This is a genomic window from Sphaerisporangium album (assembly GCF_003323745.1).
Lineage (GTDB): Bacteria > Actinomycetota > Actinomycetes > Streptosporangiales > Streptosporangiaceae > Sphaerisporangium > Sphaerisporangium album.
In genome coordinates this window covers 126,840-145,973 of record NZ_QOIL01000004.1, presented here as the reverse complement: position 1 = coordinate 145,973, position 19,134 = coordinate 126,840, and the positions used below count along the sequence as shown (strand labels likewise).

Below are 19,134 nucleotides of genomic sequence, written 5' to 3'. Positions count from 1 at the left end.
AACCCGGTGACATGGACGGCGACGTGCTGCTTGGATGCTCGACGTGTCACGGCGGTCCTCGTCGCCGACGCGCGGGCGCGGGGCATCGAGACGGTCTTCCTCTCGGCGGGGGACGACGACGTGGCGCGCGTCTACGGGCTTCCGCCGGATCGGCACGGCCATGATCGCCGAACCCGCCCACTGAACGTCCCCGACGGACCGGACCACGTTGAGGTGCAACGGATCTTCCTCCACCCGTCCCGCGGTGTCCTGCCACCCCGGTCGGAGGCCGCCGGGTGAACTGGTCCATCCTGATCTCATGCCCTCCGATCTCATCCCCGTGGTTCCCCCGGGCCGCATGCGTGAGAACGAGCAACCCGAGCTGCGCTCCGGTGACCTGGTCCTGCGGCCGTGGTCGCTCGAGGACGCCGAGGTCGTCCTGAAGGCCTTCGCCGATCCCGCGATCCGGCAGTGGCACCGGCGCAGCATGGCGGTCTACGAGGAGGCCGAGTCCTGGATCGCGCAGTGGAGCCGGGGCTGGCAGGCGGAGACCGACGCCGGCTGGGTGGTTCAGGCCCGCTCCGGTGAAGTGCTGGGGCGGATATCCCTGCGCGACGTCCACCTGCCGGAGGGCCTGGCCCAGGTCACCTACTGGATCCTGCCCGAGGCGCGCGGCCGCGGCGTGGCCCCGGGCGCCGTGGTGGCGCTCACCCGGTGGGCCTTCGACGACCTGCGCCTGCACCGCCTGGAGATCTGCCACTCGACGGCCAACCCCGCGTCCTGCCGGGTGGCGCTGAAATCCGGCTATCCGGTCGAGGGAACCCTGCGCAGCGCGCTCCTCCACCTCGACGGCTGGCACGACATGCACCTGCACGCCCGCGTGAACGACAACACCTGAGCGTCCGCCTCAGCGGGCCCGCGAAGAAGTCCCGAGCTTCACGTGCGGCGCGGCGTCAGGTGCGGCCCCGCGTCATGAGCGGACGCGGTGGCGGCGGAGCTCGGCGGCGTCCTGCGCGTCGATCTCTTCGACGACCTGGCACGCGCTGACCGAGGGATCCAGCCGGTCTGCATGCGCGGCGGCCCGCTGCAACAGATCGCGGAACACGGCGCCGTCCCCCCCGAGGCCGGAGAGGATGTGGTTCTCGACCCGGCACAGCTCAGCGCTTCGTTCCCGCCAGACCGCCCGGCCGCGCTCGGTGGCGACCACCCGGCGGCTGCGCCGGTCGAGGGGATCGGGCCGGCGCTGCACCAGGCCGGCGGCCTCCAGGTCGTCCAGCAGATAGGTGAGCACCGTGCGGTCGATGCCGAGCTGTGTGGCCATCACGCCCTGGTTGCCCGCGAGCTCCTGGACGGCCGACGCGAGCACCTGGTAACCCCGCGGACCTCCGGGAATGCCGTTGAGGACCTCCTCGGCGGCGCGGCGGTACGTACGCAGCAGCACGCCCAGCGCCCAGCCGAGATCGCCGTTCAGCGCGTCGGCCGACGGACGCGGAGACGCCGAAGCGGCGCTCTGCTCCGGCACGGACGGCGAATTCGGCGAGGGACCCACGTACACACGGTACCTGCCCGACCTCTTGATCGGCTACCCAACTCGTCTGTGACTCCACTCATCTGTTTGACATATGTTCTGCACAGCATAATATCTGCTGCGCAGAGCACACCGAGAAAGGCAATCCGATGATCTTGTTTCGTCTTGACGCCAGCATCCGCGAGGGCATGTCCGTCAGCAGGAAGGTGGCCGACACCGCCCAGGCCGCCTGGCAGCAAGCCGAGCCGGGCGGCCGGGTGATCCACCGGGACCTCTTCCAGACGCCCGTCCCCGCCGACGCCTGGGCGCTCGCGGTGTCGGCGGGCGCGGTTCCCGAGGAACGCCGCACCGACGCCCAGCGCCGCGCGGTCGCGCTCGCGGCCGAACTGGCCGACGAGGTGGCCGCGGCCGACGCGTACCTGCTGGCCGTCCCTCTGTACAACTACGGCGTCTCGCAGCACGTGAAGACGTGGCTCGACCTGCTGTTCACCGACCCCCGCTTCGCCCCGGGAAACCCCCCGCTCGCGGCAGGACGCCCGGCCGCGCTAGTGATCACCCGCGGTGGCGGCTACGGCGAGGGGACGCCTCGCGCCGGCTGGGACCACGCCACCCCGTGGTACCGGCGGATGTTCGGCGACCTCATGGGCATGGACCTGCACGTCAGCGAGGTCGAGCTGACGCTGGCCGAGGTCCACGAGGCCATGGCTCCGCTCCGGCCCCTGGCCGCGGAGTCACTGCGCGCCGGCCACGAGTCGGCCGAGAAGAACGGACGCATCATCGCCGAACGCGCCGCGTCCGCCGCCTGACGACGAAGCCCGTCGCCCGGCGGTGGCACGCCCGCCCGCCGGGCGATGAACGGGCCACGCGAACCCGGGCAGGCAGAGCGGGCGGGGCCGACCACCCGGCCGGCCGCTCGAACAGCTCTTGTTCGGCTCTTACTTGACGCGGACGCCCTTGGCGATGGCCTCCAGGTCGTCGGCCGCGAGCTCGGACACGGTCACCCGGACAAGCACCCCCTTCTTGGGCATCCAGAGCATGTCCGTGCCGTCCTGCGAGACCACAGGGTCGCCGTCCTTCTTCGGCTCCACGGGAGCCTTCATGAGGTTCAGCGCGAGGATGTCGTTGGAGTTGTTGACCTTGCGCGGATGGAAGACGGACACCTGCACCGTCCGGCTCCCCTCCTTGTCCCGCCAGCGAAGCCCCTTGCCCCGCAGATCGCCGGCCTTCGCCGTCACGGCCTCCGCCTTGCCGACGTACTCCGGCAGAAACTGCACCTCCACCCCGTCGACCGTGGCGACGGCCTTCTCCGCGGCGACGGTGGTGGTGTCGGCGTCCAGAAAGGCGGGCCGCGACGATACGGCGAACGCCGAGGCGACCGCGACCACGGCGACCAGGGATGCCAGCAGCACGATCAGCTTGGTGCGTCCCCTGCCGCGCCGAGCTTCGTACGGGGCGGCGTCCTCCGCCATCACCAAGGGCTCGTTCCGCGACATCCCCGTCCTTCCTCGCAAGTGGATCAAGCCTAACGAAAGACCCGCGCCTACGGCAGACCCCGCCGCTCGGACACACCTGGGCACTCCACGCCACCCCAGGATCTATAGGCCCACAGACCCCATCCACCCCAGTGATGGAATCCGCCACCCCAGCGCCCGAGGGCAACGTGATGACCTGCTCGTTATCGTTGGCCCCGCCAGGCACTCGACATTTGGAACGCTATTCAGGACGGCCGTATCAGGCCATTCCTGAATGCCGTCCCGCGCTGTGCGGACCCAAAGTCCGGGCGGTAGGTGCCGGCCATGGGGAGAACGGGGGTCCCGCATGCGAGGAGCCGGATCGTTTCGTCATTCCGGATATTCGGAGGGAGTCGGCATGCAGCCCGACCGAGGGCCCGAGTTCGTCACCGCAGGAGTACAGAGATCGAGGCCGCGCATCGCGAAGTGGGGACGGAACGCCCTCAGTGCCGTGGCCGCGGCGACCGTGTTGTTGTTCGGCACGGCCGCCGGTGCCGGAGCGGGCACGGAAAGAGTGGGCGCGCAAAGCAAGGCGGGCGCCAGCGCCCCGCAAGCGTGGCGGGGCTTCGACACGTCCTTCCGCCACGGCTTCGTCCCGGTGGACGGGAGCATCCTGCACTACGTGCGCGGCGGGTCCGGGCCGCCGCTCGTGCTGCTGCACGGCTGGCCGCAGACCTGGTGGGAGTGGCACAAGGTGATGCCCGCTCTCGCCCGCACGCACACGGTGATCGCGTTCGATCTGCCGGGCCTGGGCGACTCCACCGTGCCGCCCAGCGGCTTCGACGCGGCGACCACCGCGCGCCGCATCCGCCAGGCCGTCCACCGGCTCGGCTTCCAGCAGGTGAAGATCCTCGCCCACGACGACGGCGCCCTGGTCGCGTATCCGTACGCGCGCGACCACCCCTCCGAGGTGTCCCGGCTCGCCGTTCTGGAGCTGCCGCTCAACGGCTACGGCCTGGAGGACGCATACCGGCTGAGCTGGCACTTCCTCTTCAACGCCGCGCCGAAGCCGCTCGCCGAGCGCATCATCAGCACCCAGGACGACGTCGAGACCTACCTGGGCAGCCTCTTCGCCGGAGCCCAGCACCCCGACGCGATCGACCAGGAGGAGTACTTCCGCGCCTACTCCAGGCCGGCCACCCGCAGCGCCGCGTACGAGTATTACCGCGCCTTCGCCGCGAACGCCGCCGACAACAAGGCCAACGCCTCCAAGAAGCTGACGATGCCGGTCATGGCGATGGGCTCGCAGTACGTCTTCGGCCCCGCGGTGGCCGACTCCTTCCGCCAGGTGGCCGACGACGTCCGCCAGGTCGTCGCCCCCGACGCCGGCCACTGGATCCCCGAGGAGAACCCGAGCTTCCTCATCAACTGCGCGAACCTCTTCTTCGGCCCCTCGACCGGAACCCCGTCCTCCCCCGCCCTGGCCGGCTGCGCCCCGTAAAAGCGACTCCGACGTCCCCGGACGACCGGGACACGAATCGAGAGGCCCGTCACCGCGCATTCGCCGGTGACGGGCCTCTCGCCCGGACGGCGTCCGGGACCTGCGATCTTCGGATCGGAGTGGCCCGCCGGCCTCCCGGCGGCCGACCGGCCGATCGCTCAGAACAGCCAGTCGAGAAGGCCGCCGTTCTGGGTCTGCGTCGGGCTCGGAGCCGGCGGGGGCGCCTGCGTGGTCGGCGGAGGCGTCGGGGACGGCTTGGGGTCGTCCTCGCCCCGAGGGTTCTGCGGCTGCTCGGGGCGGCTACTGGACCTCGGCGACGGCTCGGACGAGTGGGTACGGGTGCGCGTCGGTGTGGGCCGGGACGTGGGCTGCGAGGTCTCCCGCACCTTGGAGGTCGTCGGCACGGGTGTGGGCGTCTCGCTCGGCGACGCCGTCGTCGTCTCGTCAGGCTCGGCGCCGGGTTCGGAGGACGGGCCGGTGCTGCTGGGGCCGGCGGACGGGCCGGCGGTCAGCGCGGGGTCCTGCTGCCCCACCGGGGCGCAGTCGCCGGGAGGAGAGCACGCCGCCTCCTGCGTGGAGCCGACCGAGGACGACACGATCCAGCCGCCCGCGACCGCGAGCACGACGACCGCGACCATGGCGAGGATGAGCCGCTTGTTCTGGCCGCCCTTCTCCTCCTCGGGGTCGTTGTCGGCGGTCCAGCCCAGACCGAGGTAGCCCCGTTCCCCTTCCCCGTCGGGGTCCCACTTCCCGTCGTCCGGCGGCGTTTCACCCTCGGCCCACTCGTGGTCGTCGGCCCCCTCGCCGTCCTCGGGGCGGTAGAGGTACTCGAAGACCTGGGGAATCTCGAGGTCCTCGGATGGCTCGTGGTCCGGCCGGGTGAGGTGCGACGGGTCGTCACTCTGACCGTGATCGGGTTCGTGCCCGGGCGTCCAACCGTCGGAAAGCACGTCGCCGACCGGGCGCTCGGGTTCGTCGCTCCACGGGATCCCCGAAGGACCGACCTGCTTGAGAGGATCCTCGTCGTGGGAACTCGGGGGGCCGTCGCGGTCCATGCCGAACCTCTCTGCTTTGGAGTCTCGCCGCACAACTTCTTAGCAGCTCCGACAGCAACCTGTCCGGAAACTCCACATCTCCCCTGAAATCGCAATCTTCCCAGGCGCCCCTCCCAGCCCCGGCGTGATGGCGAAGCCACAACGATGGGTAGCCGCCCAGCGCGTACAAGCCGGTGACTACGAAAGGCGATCGCATTGACAGCGGTAATCCCCGGGTGATCCCCCTAGTTGATCCTGAAGACGGGAAAGCCCGGAGCGATCGCCCGCACCTGTTCGTCGGAAGCCTTCGCGTCAACACCCTCGAAGAACCTTCCGACCTCCCAGCCCCAGCGCTTCAGGTACGCCCGGAGGATGGCCGGCTTCTCGCCGTCGGACAGCTCGGTGGCGGTGAACGGTTCGACGCGGCGGCCCACGTGCAGCTCGCCGTTTCCCGCGCCGCGCAGGTTGCGCACCCAGTGGGTGACGCCCCGAGGTGCGACCAGGTAGCGGGAGCCGTCCAGGGTCAGCACGTTCACCGGCGTGGTGCGCCATTCGCCGCTGGACCGGCCGCGGACGTACAGGATCCGGGAGCCCCAGACGCTGATCCCGAGCCGGGTGAGGCCCGCGACCGTCCGGTTGAACAGGTGATCGATGCGGCTCGGTTGGATGTAGCGGGCCATCGCCGGCTCCTCAGGTGCTCGATTGAGAGAGCACTGCTCTCAGTTGAGAACCAGCATGGCGAGAAAACCGCTCACAGTCAAGAGCACTGCTCTCACGCTTGAATATTGCTCTCCATTCTCAACGCGCGGACCCAGTGGGACGGGCCTCGGCAACGAGCTCGTTCGTCTGCTGCTACGGCTGGGCTCTCCCTCGACAAGGAAGGGCCCATGGCACCTGTCAAGGGCCTTCCCTGCGCGTCGGCGCACATGGAACGGCCCTCCCCGGGCGATGCCGGGAAGGGCCGCGCGGATCAATCTTTACTTCTCGGTGTAGACCTTGGACCACGACCGCACGGTCAGCGACAGCAGCTGGCCACGCTCGACGTACTCCCCGACCGTGCCCGCGCCTGTGCCGGCAGGCAGGCCCTTGGCGGTGTGGATCTGGGCGTCGAACAGGTAGGAGTTCGGCTTACCCGACGGGTCCGGGATGATGCCGCTGGACTCCTCATCCTGCGTCAGGAAGGAGGCAGGGTCAGCGGTCGGGCTGAACAGCTTGGCATCGAACTGCGCGAGCACGCCACGCGCACCGTCGGAGATCCGATAGGCCAGAATGCGGCCCAGGTGCGCGTTGTTGCCCGTGTCCTCCTGGATGAGCAGGTTGCCGCGGTCGTCGATCGTGACGTTGTCGGGCATGTTGAGGTACGGCGCCTCGCTGCCGTCGAGCAGCAGGGTCAGCGTGCCACCCTTCTCGGGGCGATCGATGTCGGCGAACCGCAGCCGCCACAGCCCGCCACCATCCCGGGTAACGCTCGGCTCGGCAGGCGAGGGCGTGGTGTTCCCACCCGAGGTGGTCACGAAGTAGTAGTCGCTCGGACGGCGCGGGTCGAAGGCCCCGTCCTCGATCCGGTTGAGGGACAGGCCGGTCTTGGCCGCCGCGGCGTTCTGCTGCGCGCCGTTCACGGTCCAGTCGAGCGAGTTGAAGGTCACCTTGACCGGCTTGTTCTTGCCGTACGCGGCGCGGAACTCCGCGTCGGTGGCGACCGCGTGGCCGGCCACGTCGACCGCGCCGACCGTGCCGTTGGTCAGGCCGGCCTTCTCGACGGGGGAACCGGTGGACTGCTTGCGCCCGGCGTAGACGCGAAGCTGGCCCGAGCCGCCATCCTCGTTGGAGACGACGAGGGTCGTGTCGCTCTCGTTGGCCGCCGCCAGGGCGTTCTCCCAGGAAAACAGGCCCAGACGCGGAAGCTGCGTGGCGACGCCGTCATCGGTCACGCCGAACACGCGGCCCTCGTCGCCGCTCTCCTCGTTGGCGAAGTAGATACGGCCGGCGTAACCCTTGGACCGGTTGCTGAACAGACCGGCCGGGGCGAGGTATCCGGAGCAGAAGCGGGTGAAGGCACTCGCGTGCGTGCCCGCGGCCGCGCCGGCGGGCGCCACGGGAGCGTCCGCCCACTTACCGCCCGGGTAATCCCAGTAACGCACGGACGTGATGAGGTCGGATCCGCTCTTGACAGCGCCGGTCCTGCCGTCGATCACGAGCTTGGAGACGAAGGCGCCCTTCTGCCCGTGCGCGCGCACGATCCCGGAGGTGGCTCCCAGCTCCTGGTTCATGTAGAGGACCACGTCACGGCCGCTGCGGTAGCCACCGAGGCCGTCCGGAATCCCGACCATCTGGTATCCGTTGCCGGCGGGCTTGTCCGCCACGGTGAAGAGCGAGGAGGTGGTGACGCCCTTCCCGACGGGCAGAACGTACGGGGGGACGGTCGTGGTGGGGCCGGTCGTCGCGTCGGACTTCGGTCCGTGGCCGTGGTCGGCGACCGCGACACCGGAGGTCGCCAGCGAGGCGATCACCGCCGCAGCGCCCACGACGGTGGTGCGGACTCGGGAAGAGGGCACGTGTTGCTCCTGTTTATTTGCATATGATCAAATATGGGTGCTTATGAGAAGCTAGAGGCCCCCGGGACTACTGAGACGAAGCGTCTCCGGCGGGAAGGCGAACAGTGGTCGAACAAGTCGCTTCTCATGCGTGTCCACCAAGCCGTGCGCATGCGTCGCACGTCGGTCCCGGCCACACCCAGCCGCAGCCCGACCCCTCCCCCGGCCCGCGGCCCGCGTCGCGTCGCCGTGGTTCGCGACCTCCGCGTCGTCGTCAGGCGGCCGGCAGCTCATCGACCGGCCGCCTGACGACTACGTGACCGGGGCGGGGCCTAGCCGGCCATCTTGGAGCGGAGCCCGAGTAGGCAGTCGATCACCAGGAACGCGGCCAGGGAGATCCCCATCAGAGGCAGGAAGTAGCCCACCGCGATGGCGAGGAAGGCCAGTGACACCAGGAGGCCCCAGTGCACCCCCCGCCAGGCGCCGCGGGGGTAAGGCCTGCCGAAGCCGCGGGTCGGGCGGCGGCGCCACCACATTCGGTAGCCCAGGACGATCAGCGTGATGACCGCCACGGCCAGCGCGGCCACGACGATCTGGTTCGCCAGGCCGAACAGCAAGCCCATGTGCCCGTCGATGCCCCACCGGGTGAGCTTGGCGGCCAGTGGATGGTCGGCGAACCGCAACTCGGCCACCACCTGCCCGGTTGCCGGGTCGACCGCCACCTGATCCAAGCGCGTGGGCGCGGTCTTGTCGATCTCCTTGACGAGGTAGGGGCTTCCGGCTTCGCCCGGCCAGACGATCTCCAACGGGCCGGACAGTCCCTTGCCGGCCGCCGCCTGCACGACCTGGTCCACCCCCACATTCGAGGCGGCGCCGGCCTGATGGCCCGTCGCGCCATGCGAGGAGTGATCACCGGCAGAGGTGCTGATCGACGGGGTGGTCCAGCCGAGAGTGGAGCGCAGCTCGTCGACGTTCGCACCGGCGTACTTGGACCAGGTCAAGCCGGTGGCGGACAGGAACAGCAGGCCCAGCACCGCCCACAGGCCCACCGAGCCGTGCCAGGACAGCGTGGTGCGCAGTCCTCCGGCGGCGCGGTCGGGAGCGAGCAGGCCGCGCAGACGGCGGCCGTTGCGGCGGCGCCGGCTCAGCCACAGCGCCAGCCCGCCGAGGGCGACGACCCACAGCCAGCTGGCGGCCAGCTCGCTGTAGAGCCGCCCCGGCTCGCCCAGGTGCAGGGTGCGGTGCAGGCTGGACAGCCAGGCGCGCACGGGCAGCGCTCCAGAGCTGCCGTAGCTTTCCAGCGCGCCGCGCACCTTACCCGTGTAGGGATCGACGAAGACGGCCAGCTGGGTGCTCTCGGCCAGGCCCGGCAAATTGAGCAGCACCGCGGTGGTCTGGCCGGGATCGTCGCCGGGCCGTACGGCGGTGATCGTCCCTTCGGGATGTGCCTGGCGGGCCGCGGCGACCTGTTCGCTCAGGGGCACGCGGGTCTGGCCCACGGACGCGGTCAGTTCGTGCTGGTAGACGATCCGCTCGATCTGGAAGGACGCGGCGTACAGCAGGCCCGTGGTCGCGGCGACGAGCAGGAAGGGGGCGATGAGGATTCCGGCGTAGAAGTGCAGGCGCAGCACCAGTGGGCGCAGCGCGGACCAGGTCGCGCGTCTGGGGTGGGGGTCTGGGGCCGGGTCGGCTGCACGGTGAACGTCAGCGGTAGAGGTCATCGGGGGGTTCTCCGTTCACAGTGAACGCGCACACCAACGGGTACGCGTCACGTCGGCGAGGGGGTTCGGCCGCGAACCGCGCTCACGCGGCTCAGGCCGGAAACAGGGCGCACGGCATGGCAAGCCGGTGCCCCAAGCGGGCTACCGCCCGTATCAGAGAACGGAGACGACTACCGGTGGACCGCGCCGGGCGACCACCACGACGAAGTCGGAGCGACGAGGGGGCGGGAGGGGACGGTGCCCCATGGGGCCGGGAGCGGGAGGAACGATCTCGACCGGCGAACCCACGAGGATGCGCCACATGGCCCGCAGTCCGCGCACCGGCGTGACGGCGAGGTGCACGATCAGGGCCAGGGCCGACTCGCCGCGTTCCAGCGCCCAGGCGGAGAGGACCCCTGTCACGGCATGGATCAGCAGCATTCCCAGCCCACTGCCGTGGTCATGCGTCCACGGTGACGACGTGGCCGGCGCGGCGCCGGCGGTGAACACATGGTGCATGCCGTACTGCGCGGCGAAGCAGGCTCCCAGCAGGACATCCATCCCACGCTGACGGCGGGCGAGCAGGAACGCGCCCAGCCAGGTCAGCATCAACGCGGCGGCCAGGGCTTCCGCGCGCAGGAGGGCGCCTCCCGCCAGCACGTGTAGAGCGGCCGAGACCAGCACGCATGCTGCCGCGAACACCGCAGCACGCAAAGCACGCAATGACGACTGGCCGACATACACGGCGCAATCGTCCCAGAACGCCCACAACTCGTCCATCCTCAAGGTGCCCGAACGTCTCAGGGGGACGGCGTCCCCGTCTCCCCTGAACGAGCACTTGACCGGGTCCGCCGCTCGTCACGGATTTCGCCGCCTTCGGGCCGACGTCGCCGAGCGCATCGTTGACGGCCAGGAACACCACTGTGGCTTCGTCACCGCCGCCTGAGGCCGGCCGGCCCTGAGGATCGATATCTGGTTACGAACCTGGCGCTCGCTCGACGCGCGCGAGGCGGGCGAGCCGGGCCGGCGTCGGCCACCGCACGTCGTGGACGAGACCGAGCTTCTCGAAGATCCTGATGAGCCGGGCCGAAATGTCGATCTGGCCGGGCCGTACACCATGCCGGGCGCACGTCGGGTCGGCGTGGTGCAGGTTGTGCCAGGACTCGCCCATACTCAGGATCGCCAGTGGCCAGAAGTTCGCCGACTTGTCACGCGTGGTGAACGGCCGGTCGCCGATCATGTGGCAGATCGAGTTGACCGACCAGGTGACGTGGTGCAGCAAGGCGATTCTCACCAAACCGGCCCAGAAGCAGGCGGTCACCGCCCCCCACCACGTCCAGGTGATCAGGCCACCGAGGAGGGCCGGCAGGAGCATCGTGGCGATGGTCAACGGACCGAACAGCCGGTGGACCAGGCGAATGTCCCGATCGCTCAGCAGGTCGGGGATGAACCGCTGCTGGTTGGTCAGGTCACGGTCGAGTACCCAGCCCAGGTGGGCGTGCCAGAAGCCACGGGCCAACGCCGCCGGGGAGGTGCCGAACAGCCATGGTGAGTGCGGGTCACCCTCCTTGTCGGCGAAGGCGTGGTGGCGGCGGTGGTCGGCGACCCAGTGCAGGATCGGGCCCTGCACCGCCATGCTGCCGACCACCGCCAGCGCGACCCGCAGGCCGCGGCGGGACTTGAAGGCGCCATGGGTGAAGTAGCGGTGGAAGCCGACCGTCACGCCAAGGCACGTCACCGTGTAGAAGAACGCGGCGAGGACGACGTCGACCCAGCCGAGTCCCCACCCCCAGGCGACCGGCACGGCCGCCAGTACTGCCAGCAGCGGCACCACGACGAAGGCGTAGACCGCCATGTGTGCCGGGAGCGGACGCTTGCCGTCGACGAAAGGTTTCGGACCGGGCGCGGTCCCCTCTGTCGACATTGGCTGGGCAACAACATCGGCCATAACGCCACCTTTGCTCCGCAGCGGTTACGGCAGACTGTAGCCCTCCGGAGCGTACGGCACTGCCCTGTCCGACGAACCGTGGTGGGTCAGCACATGAACGCACCGCACAGCCAGAGCTTGGTCCGCGCGACGACAGCCGGATAGGGGGACTTCGCTGCCCTGACTCGATCCTCTCAAGGGAACGAGTCTCTGGCGAAGCCGGAGGGCTTCGTACATGCGTGCGCGGGGACTGGTGGCGACCCGGACTTCCGTTTCGGACATTCCAAGCGAGGGCGGCTGTACCAGACGAGCGTTGACCGGGTGTGTCGGGAAATTTATCGTCCGATGTGCGATGTCCTGTCGCGTCCGCCCCTTCCGTCCCCCCCAACGGAGGCATTGTGTCCTGGAAGCTTTCAGCCCGGCTCCTCCCCCTGGCGGCTGCCGTCGTGCTGGCCGGCGCGTCGGCGCCCGCCTTCGCCGACGTGGTCGACCCCGCGCCGATCGGCCCGAACCAGTACTTCTCCGGCCTGGTGAACGGGCAGTCGACCAGTGCGATCATCAGGATGGCCTGTTTCGGCCCCGTCCGCCCCGGCCAGACCGGGCATCCCATGGCCGGGCAGACGGCCGGAGTCCGCCCCGCACCCTCGAGTTCGACCAGCGGCGTCGGGTACACCGGCAGCGCGGCCACGGCGATCGGCGTCGCGTTCAGGAACGCGTCCAGCGCCACGCCGCCGATCGTCCTGCGCTACTACGGGGTGGCCGCCGAGATCCCCACCACGCTCACCCTGCCCTGTTACGGCAGCGGCGTGGTGGAATTCCTGCCCACGCCCTCAAGCCCCACCGCCCACCCGGCCACGGTAACGGTCAACTTCGTCGGCCAGCCCTGACCGGGCCGGCCGCGCCGCGCCGCTGCGGCGCCGGCTCGCGCAGCGGCATCGGGATCCCGGTGCCGCTGCCTTCGGCGGTAAGGCCGAATGCGCTGCCTCGCCGAATTCACCGCGTTCCGTCTCCCCCGCGCACCGGGGCCCACTGTGCGCAAGGGGGCTGGGAGGGGATTCTTTGCCCACATTAGGTCAGTGGGGATTTATTCGGTTTGTTGATGTTTGCTAGGCGAGTGGCCGGCGGAGGGCTATCCTCGCGGGGGCGGTGGAATGGGGGGAGTGCGGTGATTCGTGGTCCAGGTTCTGGTTGTACCGGTCAAGGTGGATGCGCTCTGTCTGAGTGCGCAGGTGGACGCGGTGGAGGCGACGGCGGACTTCAGTCGGTTGCCGTATGTTGATCCGGTTTCGGGGAACGACTGCCAGTCCGATTCGCCGTATTTATCCGAGCAAATACTGTCTACGCCGTTTCAGGATACGAATTTCCGGTTGAAGCCCGGCGTCCATTTGCACTGGGCCCTGCCGGACGGGCTGACCCGTCTCGTCCAGGACAAGGACGGGAAGACCCAGGTACGGGCCGTGCCCAACCGCTGGCTGGTGACGCGGAGCCGGGCGGGGAGGGTCGAGGCGGAGTGGGTCGTCGAGAGCGACTTCCTCGACGAGCAAGGAAAGGGTGTCACGTACCCGGTGGATCGCCCGGTGCCGTTCCGGCGGCTTGGGCGGACGCTCCCCCGTGGCGCCTGGCGGGCGGACCTGCCAGGGGAACATCTCCCCCTGCTCTCGGCTGTCGGCTACGGGGAGCCGACGTTCGCGGCGTTCTATCCGAACTGTCACAGCGTGTTCGGCTTCCATGATCCGGCCTTCGACGGACCGCCGCCCGCCGGCGTGGCGTACGAGGTCCTCGGCTGGTACGCCGACCAGGATCCTCTGACCGGTATGGAGGACGCGAAGTGGCGGGAGAAGCTCGGCGCCGACCTCGGATGGGCAGCGCCCAAGGCCGCAACCAAGACCGCGCCTCAGACCGCGCCCGTAGCACAGGGCACGGCAGAGGACGGGCCCAAGCCTGAGCGCATGGTCTGTTATGCCCGGATCGTCTTCCAGCCGGCCCCCGGCCCCGTGTCCCCGCTGAGTCCCGACGCCGAGTCCGGAGTCTGGGTCGGCACCACCGCGACCGAGGCGCTCGCCGGGCACCTGGGCGCGAGCCTGCCCGGATTGGCCGCCGACCAGGGCCCCGACGAGGTGGAGAACCTGCTCGAAGCCCTGTCCTTCGCCGACGAACTGGAGTCCAAGCCGCTGGACGTGGGTGCGCGACTGGCCGAGGCGCGGCACGCGGGCACCTTCCGGGGCGTCCCGTCCGGGGTCCTGTGGACGATCCGCCGCGACGACGGCGAGGCCACCGCCGAGCAGCGCCAGCTCCGGGAGGCGCTCAGGCTCGATCACGGCATCGGCGACCTCCTCAACGCCCTGAACACGGCGCAGGAGGCGTACGACCGGGAGCAGCAGCGGCTCCTGTCGGCCCGCGAGCAACTGTTCGCGGACTGGTACAAGTACCAGCTCTGCGTCTACCCCTACGAGACGAGCCGTGACACCTACCCCGACCCCGACGAGGTCCGTCACTTCCTCGAACGCCGGATGGAGAACCTCGCCGACCTGACCGCCCGCACGGGCACGTACCCGGGCGGGGCCCCGGACACCCTCGCGTGGACCCTCGAATCCGCCGAAACCGCTCTGAAAGGAGCGCTCGACGACTTCAACGCGAAGAAGGCCGCGCCGGTCAAGGCGGCCTTCGTCGCCGACCGGGTGGGGGCGCCGCAGTACTACCTGCCGTCCGAGCCCGTCGTGCTGCTCACCGGCCGGGCCGCCACCCCCGGCGACCGCTACGGCCGGGACGGCGAGGGCCACCCCGGCGGTCTGCTGCCCTGCGCGACCGTCCCGGTGGCCGATCCGGCCGACCTCACCGAGCTGCGGGCACGGGCGTCGGGGACGGGCCTCGGCGCGGACACCTGGACGCGCCAGCCCTGGCATCCGGTCCTGCTGCAGTGGGAGGTCGAGTTCTTCCCCGCCGGTCTCGGCGACAACCTGGACACGGCCGACCGTAACTACGACCGGACCTACATCACCGGGAACTACGCCTTCCAGGGCGACGAGCCGGAACTCAAGCCGCTGCGCGACGTGCCTGGCAAGGCGGCCAACGTCTACACCGGCTCCACGGTGCTGTCGGCGAGCGCCCGCCCCGTTCTGTCCGCGCGGGTGCTGCGTTACCTGGCGGGCACGATCGTCGTGCCGTACACCAAGGCCACCACGGGGACGGCCGTCGAACCCGAGGAGTTCCTGCGGGAACCCGAGACCGTTCTGGCCTGGTACGAGGCGCACGGCGACGACCGGCGGCTGAGGACGCTCGTCGCGATCTACCGGCATCTGAGCGCGAACGAGGACGCCAACCTGTCCCAGGTGCTGGGCGGCTTCAACGACGCGCTGCTCATGCGGCGCCTGACCCGCCAGCTTCCGATCGCCGACCCGCTGGGCTTCCCCGACTACCAGGCGTTCGCGTCCCGGGTCGCGAAGGCGGTCGGCGACGACACCCGGCACGCGCCGTTCCCGCTGAGCGACTTCAATCCGATCCGGGCGGGCGCGCTGCGCGTCCTGCGGCTGCGGATCGTGGGCAGCTTCGGCATCCCCTTCGACGTGGACGTCGAGCGGATCAGCACGACGACCCAGCTCCGCGTCCGCGGCCACCCCGACTGGGTCGCGATGCCCCCGCGGTTGTCCCAGCCGGCCCGGCTCGCGTTCCGCTGGCTCGACTCCGACCACGACCTGCGGGAGATGAACGACGTCCCGGTGACGTCGCCGATCTGCGGCTGGATCGTTCCGGACGACCTGGACGACGGCCTGGCCGTGCACGACGCCGAGGGCCGTGCCCTCGGCGTGCTGGCCGCCGTACCGGACCCGGCGGACCCGGCGCTCGCCCGCTGGCGGCCCGCCCCGGGCGGCACCACCGGCACGATCGGGCAGATCGGCAACGACCATCTGCGTGATGTCGCGCGGAGGCTGGCGCGGATGGGCCCCGACCGGCTCGCGACCCTCCTGTCCGATCTCGACGGCCTGCTGGCGGGCGTCGAACCCGAGGACTACGAGCAGGGACCGCTGTTCGGCGTCGCGCTGGCCGTCGTCCGGGCCGAGATCGACCTCCAGCTCATGGGCCTGCCGGCGATCCACCAGGACTGGAACGTGTTCCGGCAGGACATGCGCAGGTCCAGCCGCGAGTCCAACGACTTCCCGCTGGTCCGCTTCCCCGTCCGGATCGGCGATCGGCTGCGCCTGAACGACGGCCTGATCGGCTTCTGGACGGAGGACGGCGCGGAGGACGGCACGCCGGACGGCGCGTTGGACGGCACGGCAGGCGGCGCCAAGGACGACGCCGAGGACGGCTCGGAGCTGCGTCTGGTCTCCGGCGATCCGCAGCTCGAGCTGGCCCTGGACCTGCCGCCCCGGCGCCTGACGATGCTGGTCGACCCGCGCGCCCCCGTCCATCTGACCAGCGGGATCCTGCCATGCAAGGCGCTGCGGATCCCGCCCGACCACTACCGCGCGGTCCTGGCCGACCTGCGCCCGTCGTTCTTCGCCGCCCCGATGCTCACCGACGCCGACCGTCCCGGCGCGCTGCCCGTCCCGGCCGAGCCCGGCAGGTCCTGGACGTGGCGGCAGCTCACCCCGGCGGGCTGGACGGCCGTCCCGGTGACCGAGGCGCGCCCCGACTCCGCCTTCCCCGCCCGGCCGACCCTCCGCGAGGGCTGGCTGACCCTCGACCCGGCCCCCACCCCGGCCCCCAGCGCAGCCCCGGAACCAGAATGAGAGAGCGCATGCAGCAGCAGCGGCTGACCCTGACCCTGTCGATCCCGGAGATCAACCTCGTCCTCGACGCGCTGGGCCAGCTCCCGTACGCCCAGGTCTACGAGCTGATCGGAACGATCCAGCAGCAGGCCCAGGCGCAGATCGGCCTGAGCCCGGTCGAGGCCCCCGGGGAGCCCGCATGAGCGCCAGGCTGCTTCTGCACTGGCCGCTGGACGCCGTCACGCCGGAGAGCCGCGCCCTGGACGCCTCGGATCTTCACCTCAACGGCGCGGTCAAGGGCGACCCGGCGAACCTGCCCGACCGAAGGTTCGGGAGCTGCCTGAAGTTCGACGGGCTCGACGACGCGGTGCTCTCGCCGCCCCTGCCGCCGTTGCGCGCCTACACGATCGCGGCCTGGATCAACCCGGCCGACGCCGTCCGCAGGGGCCCGGTGACGGTGCTCGCCACGCTGAACGGCGGCGTCCGGCTGGTCCTGAATCCCGACGGCTCGCCGGCCCATCGGTTCGCCTCGGCGGTCAGTCCGGACGAAGGGCATGCCGGCCCGGCGGGCGGCGTCCCGGCCGGGACGTGGACGCACCTCGCGGTCACCAAGGACGCGCAGTTCTCGCGGATCTTCCTCAACGGCGTCCAGGTGGCCCAGCTGAACTACCGGGACCTGACACGCCTGCCCGCCGCGCTCGCCGTCCAGGCGGCCCTGCGCGGCGATCCCGTCCCGCAGCCCGCGCCGCTTGCGCTGAGCGGCTTGAACCCGAACTTCGCGGGTCTGGCCGCGCACGTCCGGGTCTACGACGACGCGCTGACCGAGCTCCAGATCAAGCACGACATGGCGGACGACGAGGCGGCGCTGGAGTCGTTCGTCCGCACCCACCCGGTCGAGTTCGCGCTGGTCAACGCCGACTCCCAGCCGGTCCTCTACATCGACGAGGCATCCGGCGGCCAGCCGATGACGCTCACGCTCACCAACGCCTCCCGCTACGACCTGGAGGTCGTGCCGGTCACGGAGCTGTCGCCGACGTCCTTCCACTTCGCGTTGCGCTTCCGCAAGGGCACCCTGCCGCAGAACCTCCCGGTCGCGCTCGCCACGCCCGACTGGGCGCTCCAGGCGGCCCCGGACGGCACCGCGTTGTACCTGCTGTGGAAGGCGCCCCAGCCGATCGCGCCGGGCACGTCGGTGAGCGTCCGGTTCACCGGCATGAACGCCGACGGCGCTGCCGGGACCCGGGGCACCCGGGTCGAGCTGGACTACCGGAGACTGCGTTACCGGGGCGAGAAGGACGAGCTGTCCGGAACGCGGCTCCAGTTCATGGACGTGGTCAACCACCGGGGCCGCCGCGATCTGCCGATCGACCTGCGGCTCGTCGGCGGGGACCGGGTCCTGAACGATCCCCGGACCGCCAGCGAGCTGCGGATCCACCTGACGAACCTGCTCCGCGACGGCGCCGGAATCGCGCTGCGGGCGAGCGCCCCGGCATCGGCGTTCACGGTTTCGTTCGACGTGCAGCAGCCCAAGGAGAGCCGTCCGTGGGCGCTGACCTCGTCGGGCGAGGCGGGCAACGCCAAGCTGGAGGCCACCGACAGGGGCCGCTGGGCGGTGTCGGCGGCCTCCCGGGGCCAGCGGGTGCAGTGGACGGTCACGCCCGTCGCCGATACCGTTCTCAAGCCCGACGAATTCCTCGAACTCTGGCTCCGCGAGATCTTCGCGATGCAGCCGCCGGGCCACGCGCCGATCGTCGTCGAGTACCGCAACATCCCCGGTTACGCCGACGGCGCCATGACCGTCTCGGTCGAACGCGCCCCGCTGCTGTTCTCCGGCACGGGGAACGCCGGCCTCGGCGGGAGCAACACCCTCCCCCAGACCAGGCTGCACATCCTCAGCGCCCCGCAGGACCCGCCCACGGGCGCGCTGGCGATCGGCCCGGCGAAGAACCCGCTGCACATCGGCCAGGCCGTGAGCTACTCGTGGCTCAACTCGCCGCCGGGCAACCATCTCGCGCTCAACCCGCAGAGCACGGGCAACGTCTCGATCGGCACCCCTATCCCGGCGGCGAAACTGCACGTCGCGGCCCCGAACTCGGCTCCCTCCGGAACCGCCGCGGTGATCATCGGAGGGACGGCGGACCGGGCCTCGCAGTTCCAGTTCGGCCACGACAACGATTACATCTGGCTCCAGTCGTCCTGGGCGAAGCCGCTGGCGCTGCAACCGGTGGCGGGCAACGTGGGGATCGGCACGACCGCCGCGAACGACGGCAAGCTGACGATCAGCACCACGGGAAGCCACCTGCAACTGCGCCGCGAGGCCGGGGCGGGCGGGGGCGGCAAGGTCCTCTACCTGGAGCTCTTCCAGGACACCAGCGTGGGGGACGCGGTGACCTACCCCAGCATCCGCTTCCATCACGGCAACAAGTTCTGGCACCGGATCGAGGGAAGGCCGGAGGGCTTCCAGTTCAAGACCGGCTACCTCCCCTCCGACGACCTGGTCGACATCTATGCCAGGGGACTGAACGGGGTGACGGCCGTGGTGTCGAGCCTGCGCATCGGCGGCGTGACGATCGGAGAGAACGAGCTGCGGATCCTGCAGCGCCTGGCGGCGGGGCAGCTGGAGTTCGACCTCTACAACGTCAAACAGGGTGAGTACGCCTACGCGGCCGACTACAACCCCTTCGACAACGACCGCAGGTACGTCTGGACCTGGCGTCCGAAGGGACGGGTCAACCAGGGCCGCTGGCAGCTCCACTTTCCCGGGTGAGGCG

16 protein-coding genes are annotated in these 19,134 nt (G+C 70.4%); 8 read left to right on the top strand and 8 right to left on the bottom strand.

The window, feature by feature from the left end; all coding sequences use genetic code 11:
• Positions 1–30: 30 nt before the first annotated feature.
• Both DQ384_RS42085 and DQ384_RS08395 read left to right on the top strand, forming a co-directional pair.
• Entirely contained in the window at positions 31–279 is a 249-nt protein-coding gene (locus DQ384_RS42085; protein WP_220182837.1) for a GNAT family N-acetyltransferase, read from the top strand.
• Positions 280–298: 19 nt separating this feature from the next.
• Positions 299–877 carry a GNAT family N-acetyltransferase gene (locus DQ384_RS08395; protein ID WP_114028153.1) on the top strand — a complete coding sequence of 193 codons (579 nt, stop codon included), beginning with the start codon at positions 299–301 and terminating at the stop codon, positions 875–877.
• 72 nt (positions 878–949) lie between these two features.
• Here the strand turns inward: DQ384_RS08395 and DQ384_RS08390 are convergent, their stop codons facing one another.
• The gene (locus tag DQ384_RS08390) at positions 950–1,528 is read right to left on the bottom strand and encodes a MarR family winged helix-turn-helix transcriptional regulator (protein WP_220182836.1); all 579 of its coding nucleotides are present in this window, start codon (positions 1,526–1,528) and stop codon (positions 950–952) included.
• A gap of 128 nt (positions 1,529–1,656) precedes the next feature.
• On the opposite strand from DQ384_RS08390, the gene DQ384_RS08385 reads away from it, so the two are divergent.
• On the top strand, positions 1,657–2,313 hold the full coding sequence (locus tag DQ384_RS08385) for an FMN-dependent NADH-azoreductase (RefSeq protein WP_114028152.1): 657 nt from the start codon (positions 1,657–1,659) through the stop codon (positions 2,311–2,313).
• Between the two features lie 129 nt (positions 2,314–2,442).
• Here the strand turns inward: DQ384_RS08385 and DQ384_RS08380 are convergent, their stop codons facing one another.
• Entirely contained in the window at positions 2,443–3,000 is a 558-nt protein-coding gene (locus DQ384_RS08380) for a hypothetical protein (protein WP_114028151.1), read from the bottom strand.
• 376 nt (positions 3,001–3,376) lie between these two features.
• Here DQ384_RS08380 and DQ384_RS08375 point away from each other — a divergent pair, with 376 nt between their 5' ends.
• The gene (locus tag DQ384_RS08375) at positions 3,377–4,459 is read left to right on the top strand and encodes an alpha/beta fold hydrolase (protein ID WP_114028150.1); all 1,083 of its coding nucleotides are present in this window, start codon (positions 3,377–3,379) and stop codon (positions 4,457–4,459) included.
• Positions 4,460–4,617: 158 nt separating this feature from the next.
• On the opposite strand, the gene DQ384_RS08370 is transcribed toward DQ384_RS08375, so the two are convergent.
• From DQ384_RS08370 to DQ384_RS08345, 6 genes are all read right to left on the bottom strand, one after another.
• Positions 4,618–5,514 carry a hypothetical protein gene (locus DQ384_RS08370; protein ID WP_114028149.1) on the bottom strand — a complete coding sequence of 299 codons (897 nt, stop codon included), beginning with the start codon at positions 5,512–5,514 and terminating at the stop codon, positions 4,618–4,620.
• A 224-nt stretch (positions 5,515–5,738) separates the two neighbouring features.
• Positions 5,739–6,173, bottom strand: a complete 435-nt coding sequence (locus tag DQ384_RS08365; RefSeq protein ID WP_114028148.1) for a nitroreductase/quinone reductase family protein — start codon at positions 6,171–6,173, stop codon at positions 5,739–5,741.
• Positions 6,174–6,470: 297 nt separating this feature from the next.
• The gene (locus DQ384_RS08360) at positions 6,471–8,048 is read right to left on the bottom strand and encodes an alkaline phosphatase PhoX (protein ID WP_114028147.1); all 1,578 of its coding nucleotides are present in this window, start codon (positions 8,046–8,048) and stop codon (positions 6,471–6,473) included.
• 311 nt (positions 8,049–8,359) lie between these two features.
• A complete protein-coding gene (locus DQ384_RS08355) occupies positions 8,360–9,748 on the bottom strand; it encodes a PepSY-associated TM helix domain-containing protein (protein WP_114028146.1) in 1,389 nt (462 codons plus the stop codon).
• A gap of 153 nt (positions 9,749–9,901) precedes the next feature.
• Positions 9,902–10,507: a hypothetical protein gene (locus DQ384_RS08350; RefSeq protein ID WP_114028145.1), complete on the bottom strand. Its 606-nt coding sequence runs from the start codon at positions 10,505–10,507 to the stop codon at positions 9,902–9,904.
• 196 nt (positions 10,508–10,703) lie between these two features.
• Positions 10,704–11,675 carry an acyl-CoA desaturase gene (locus DQ384_RS08345; RefSeq protein WP_220182835.1) on the bottom strand — a complete coding sequence of 324 codons (972 nt, stop codon included), beginning with the start codon at positions 11,673–11,675 and terminating at the stop codon, positions 10,704–10,706.
• A 377-nt stretch (positions 11,676–12,052) separates the two neighbouring features.
• On the opposite strand from DQ384_RS08345, the gene DQ384_RS08340 reads away from it, so the two are divergent.
• The 4 genes from DQ384_RS08340 (at position 12,053) to DQ384_RS08330 (ending at position 19,130) form a co-directional block, all read left to right on the top strand.
• Positions 12,053–12,541, top strand: coding sequence for a hypothetical protein (locus DQ384_RS08340; protein WP_114028143.1), 489 nt, complete (start codon positions 12,053–12,055; stop codon positions 12,539–12,541).
• 480 nt (positions 12,542–13,021) lie between these two features.
• Positions 13,022–16,384 carry a hypothetical protein gene (locus DQ384_RS08335; protein ID WP_147268696.1) on the top strand — a complete coding sequence of 1,121 codons (3,363 nt, stop codon included), beginning with the start codon at positions 13,022–13,024 and terminating at the stop codon, positions 16,382–16,384.
• Positions 16,381–16,566: a hypothetical protein gene (locus tag DQ384_RS40320; protein ID WP_147268695.1), complete on the top strand. Its 186-nt coding sequence runs from the start codon at positions 16,381–16,383 to the stop codon at positions 16,564–16,566. The genes DQ384_RS08335 and DQ384_RS40320 overlap by 4 nt, the downstream gene beginning before the upstream one ends.
• Positions 16,563–19,130 (top strand): LamG domain-containing protein, encoded by a 2,568-nt coding sequence (locus DQ384_RS08330; RefSeq protein WP_114028141.1) that lies wholly within the window; start codon positions 16,563–16,565, stop codon positions 19,128–19,130. Before DQ384_RS40320 ends, DQ384_RS08330 begins: the two co-directional genes overlap by 4 nt.
• Positions 19,131–19,134 lie beyond the last annotated feature (4 nt).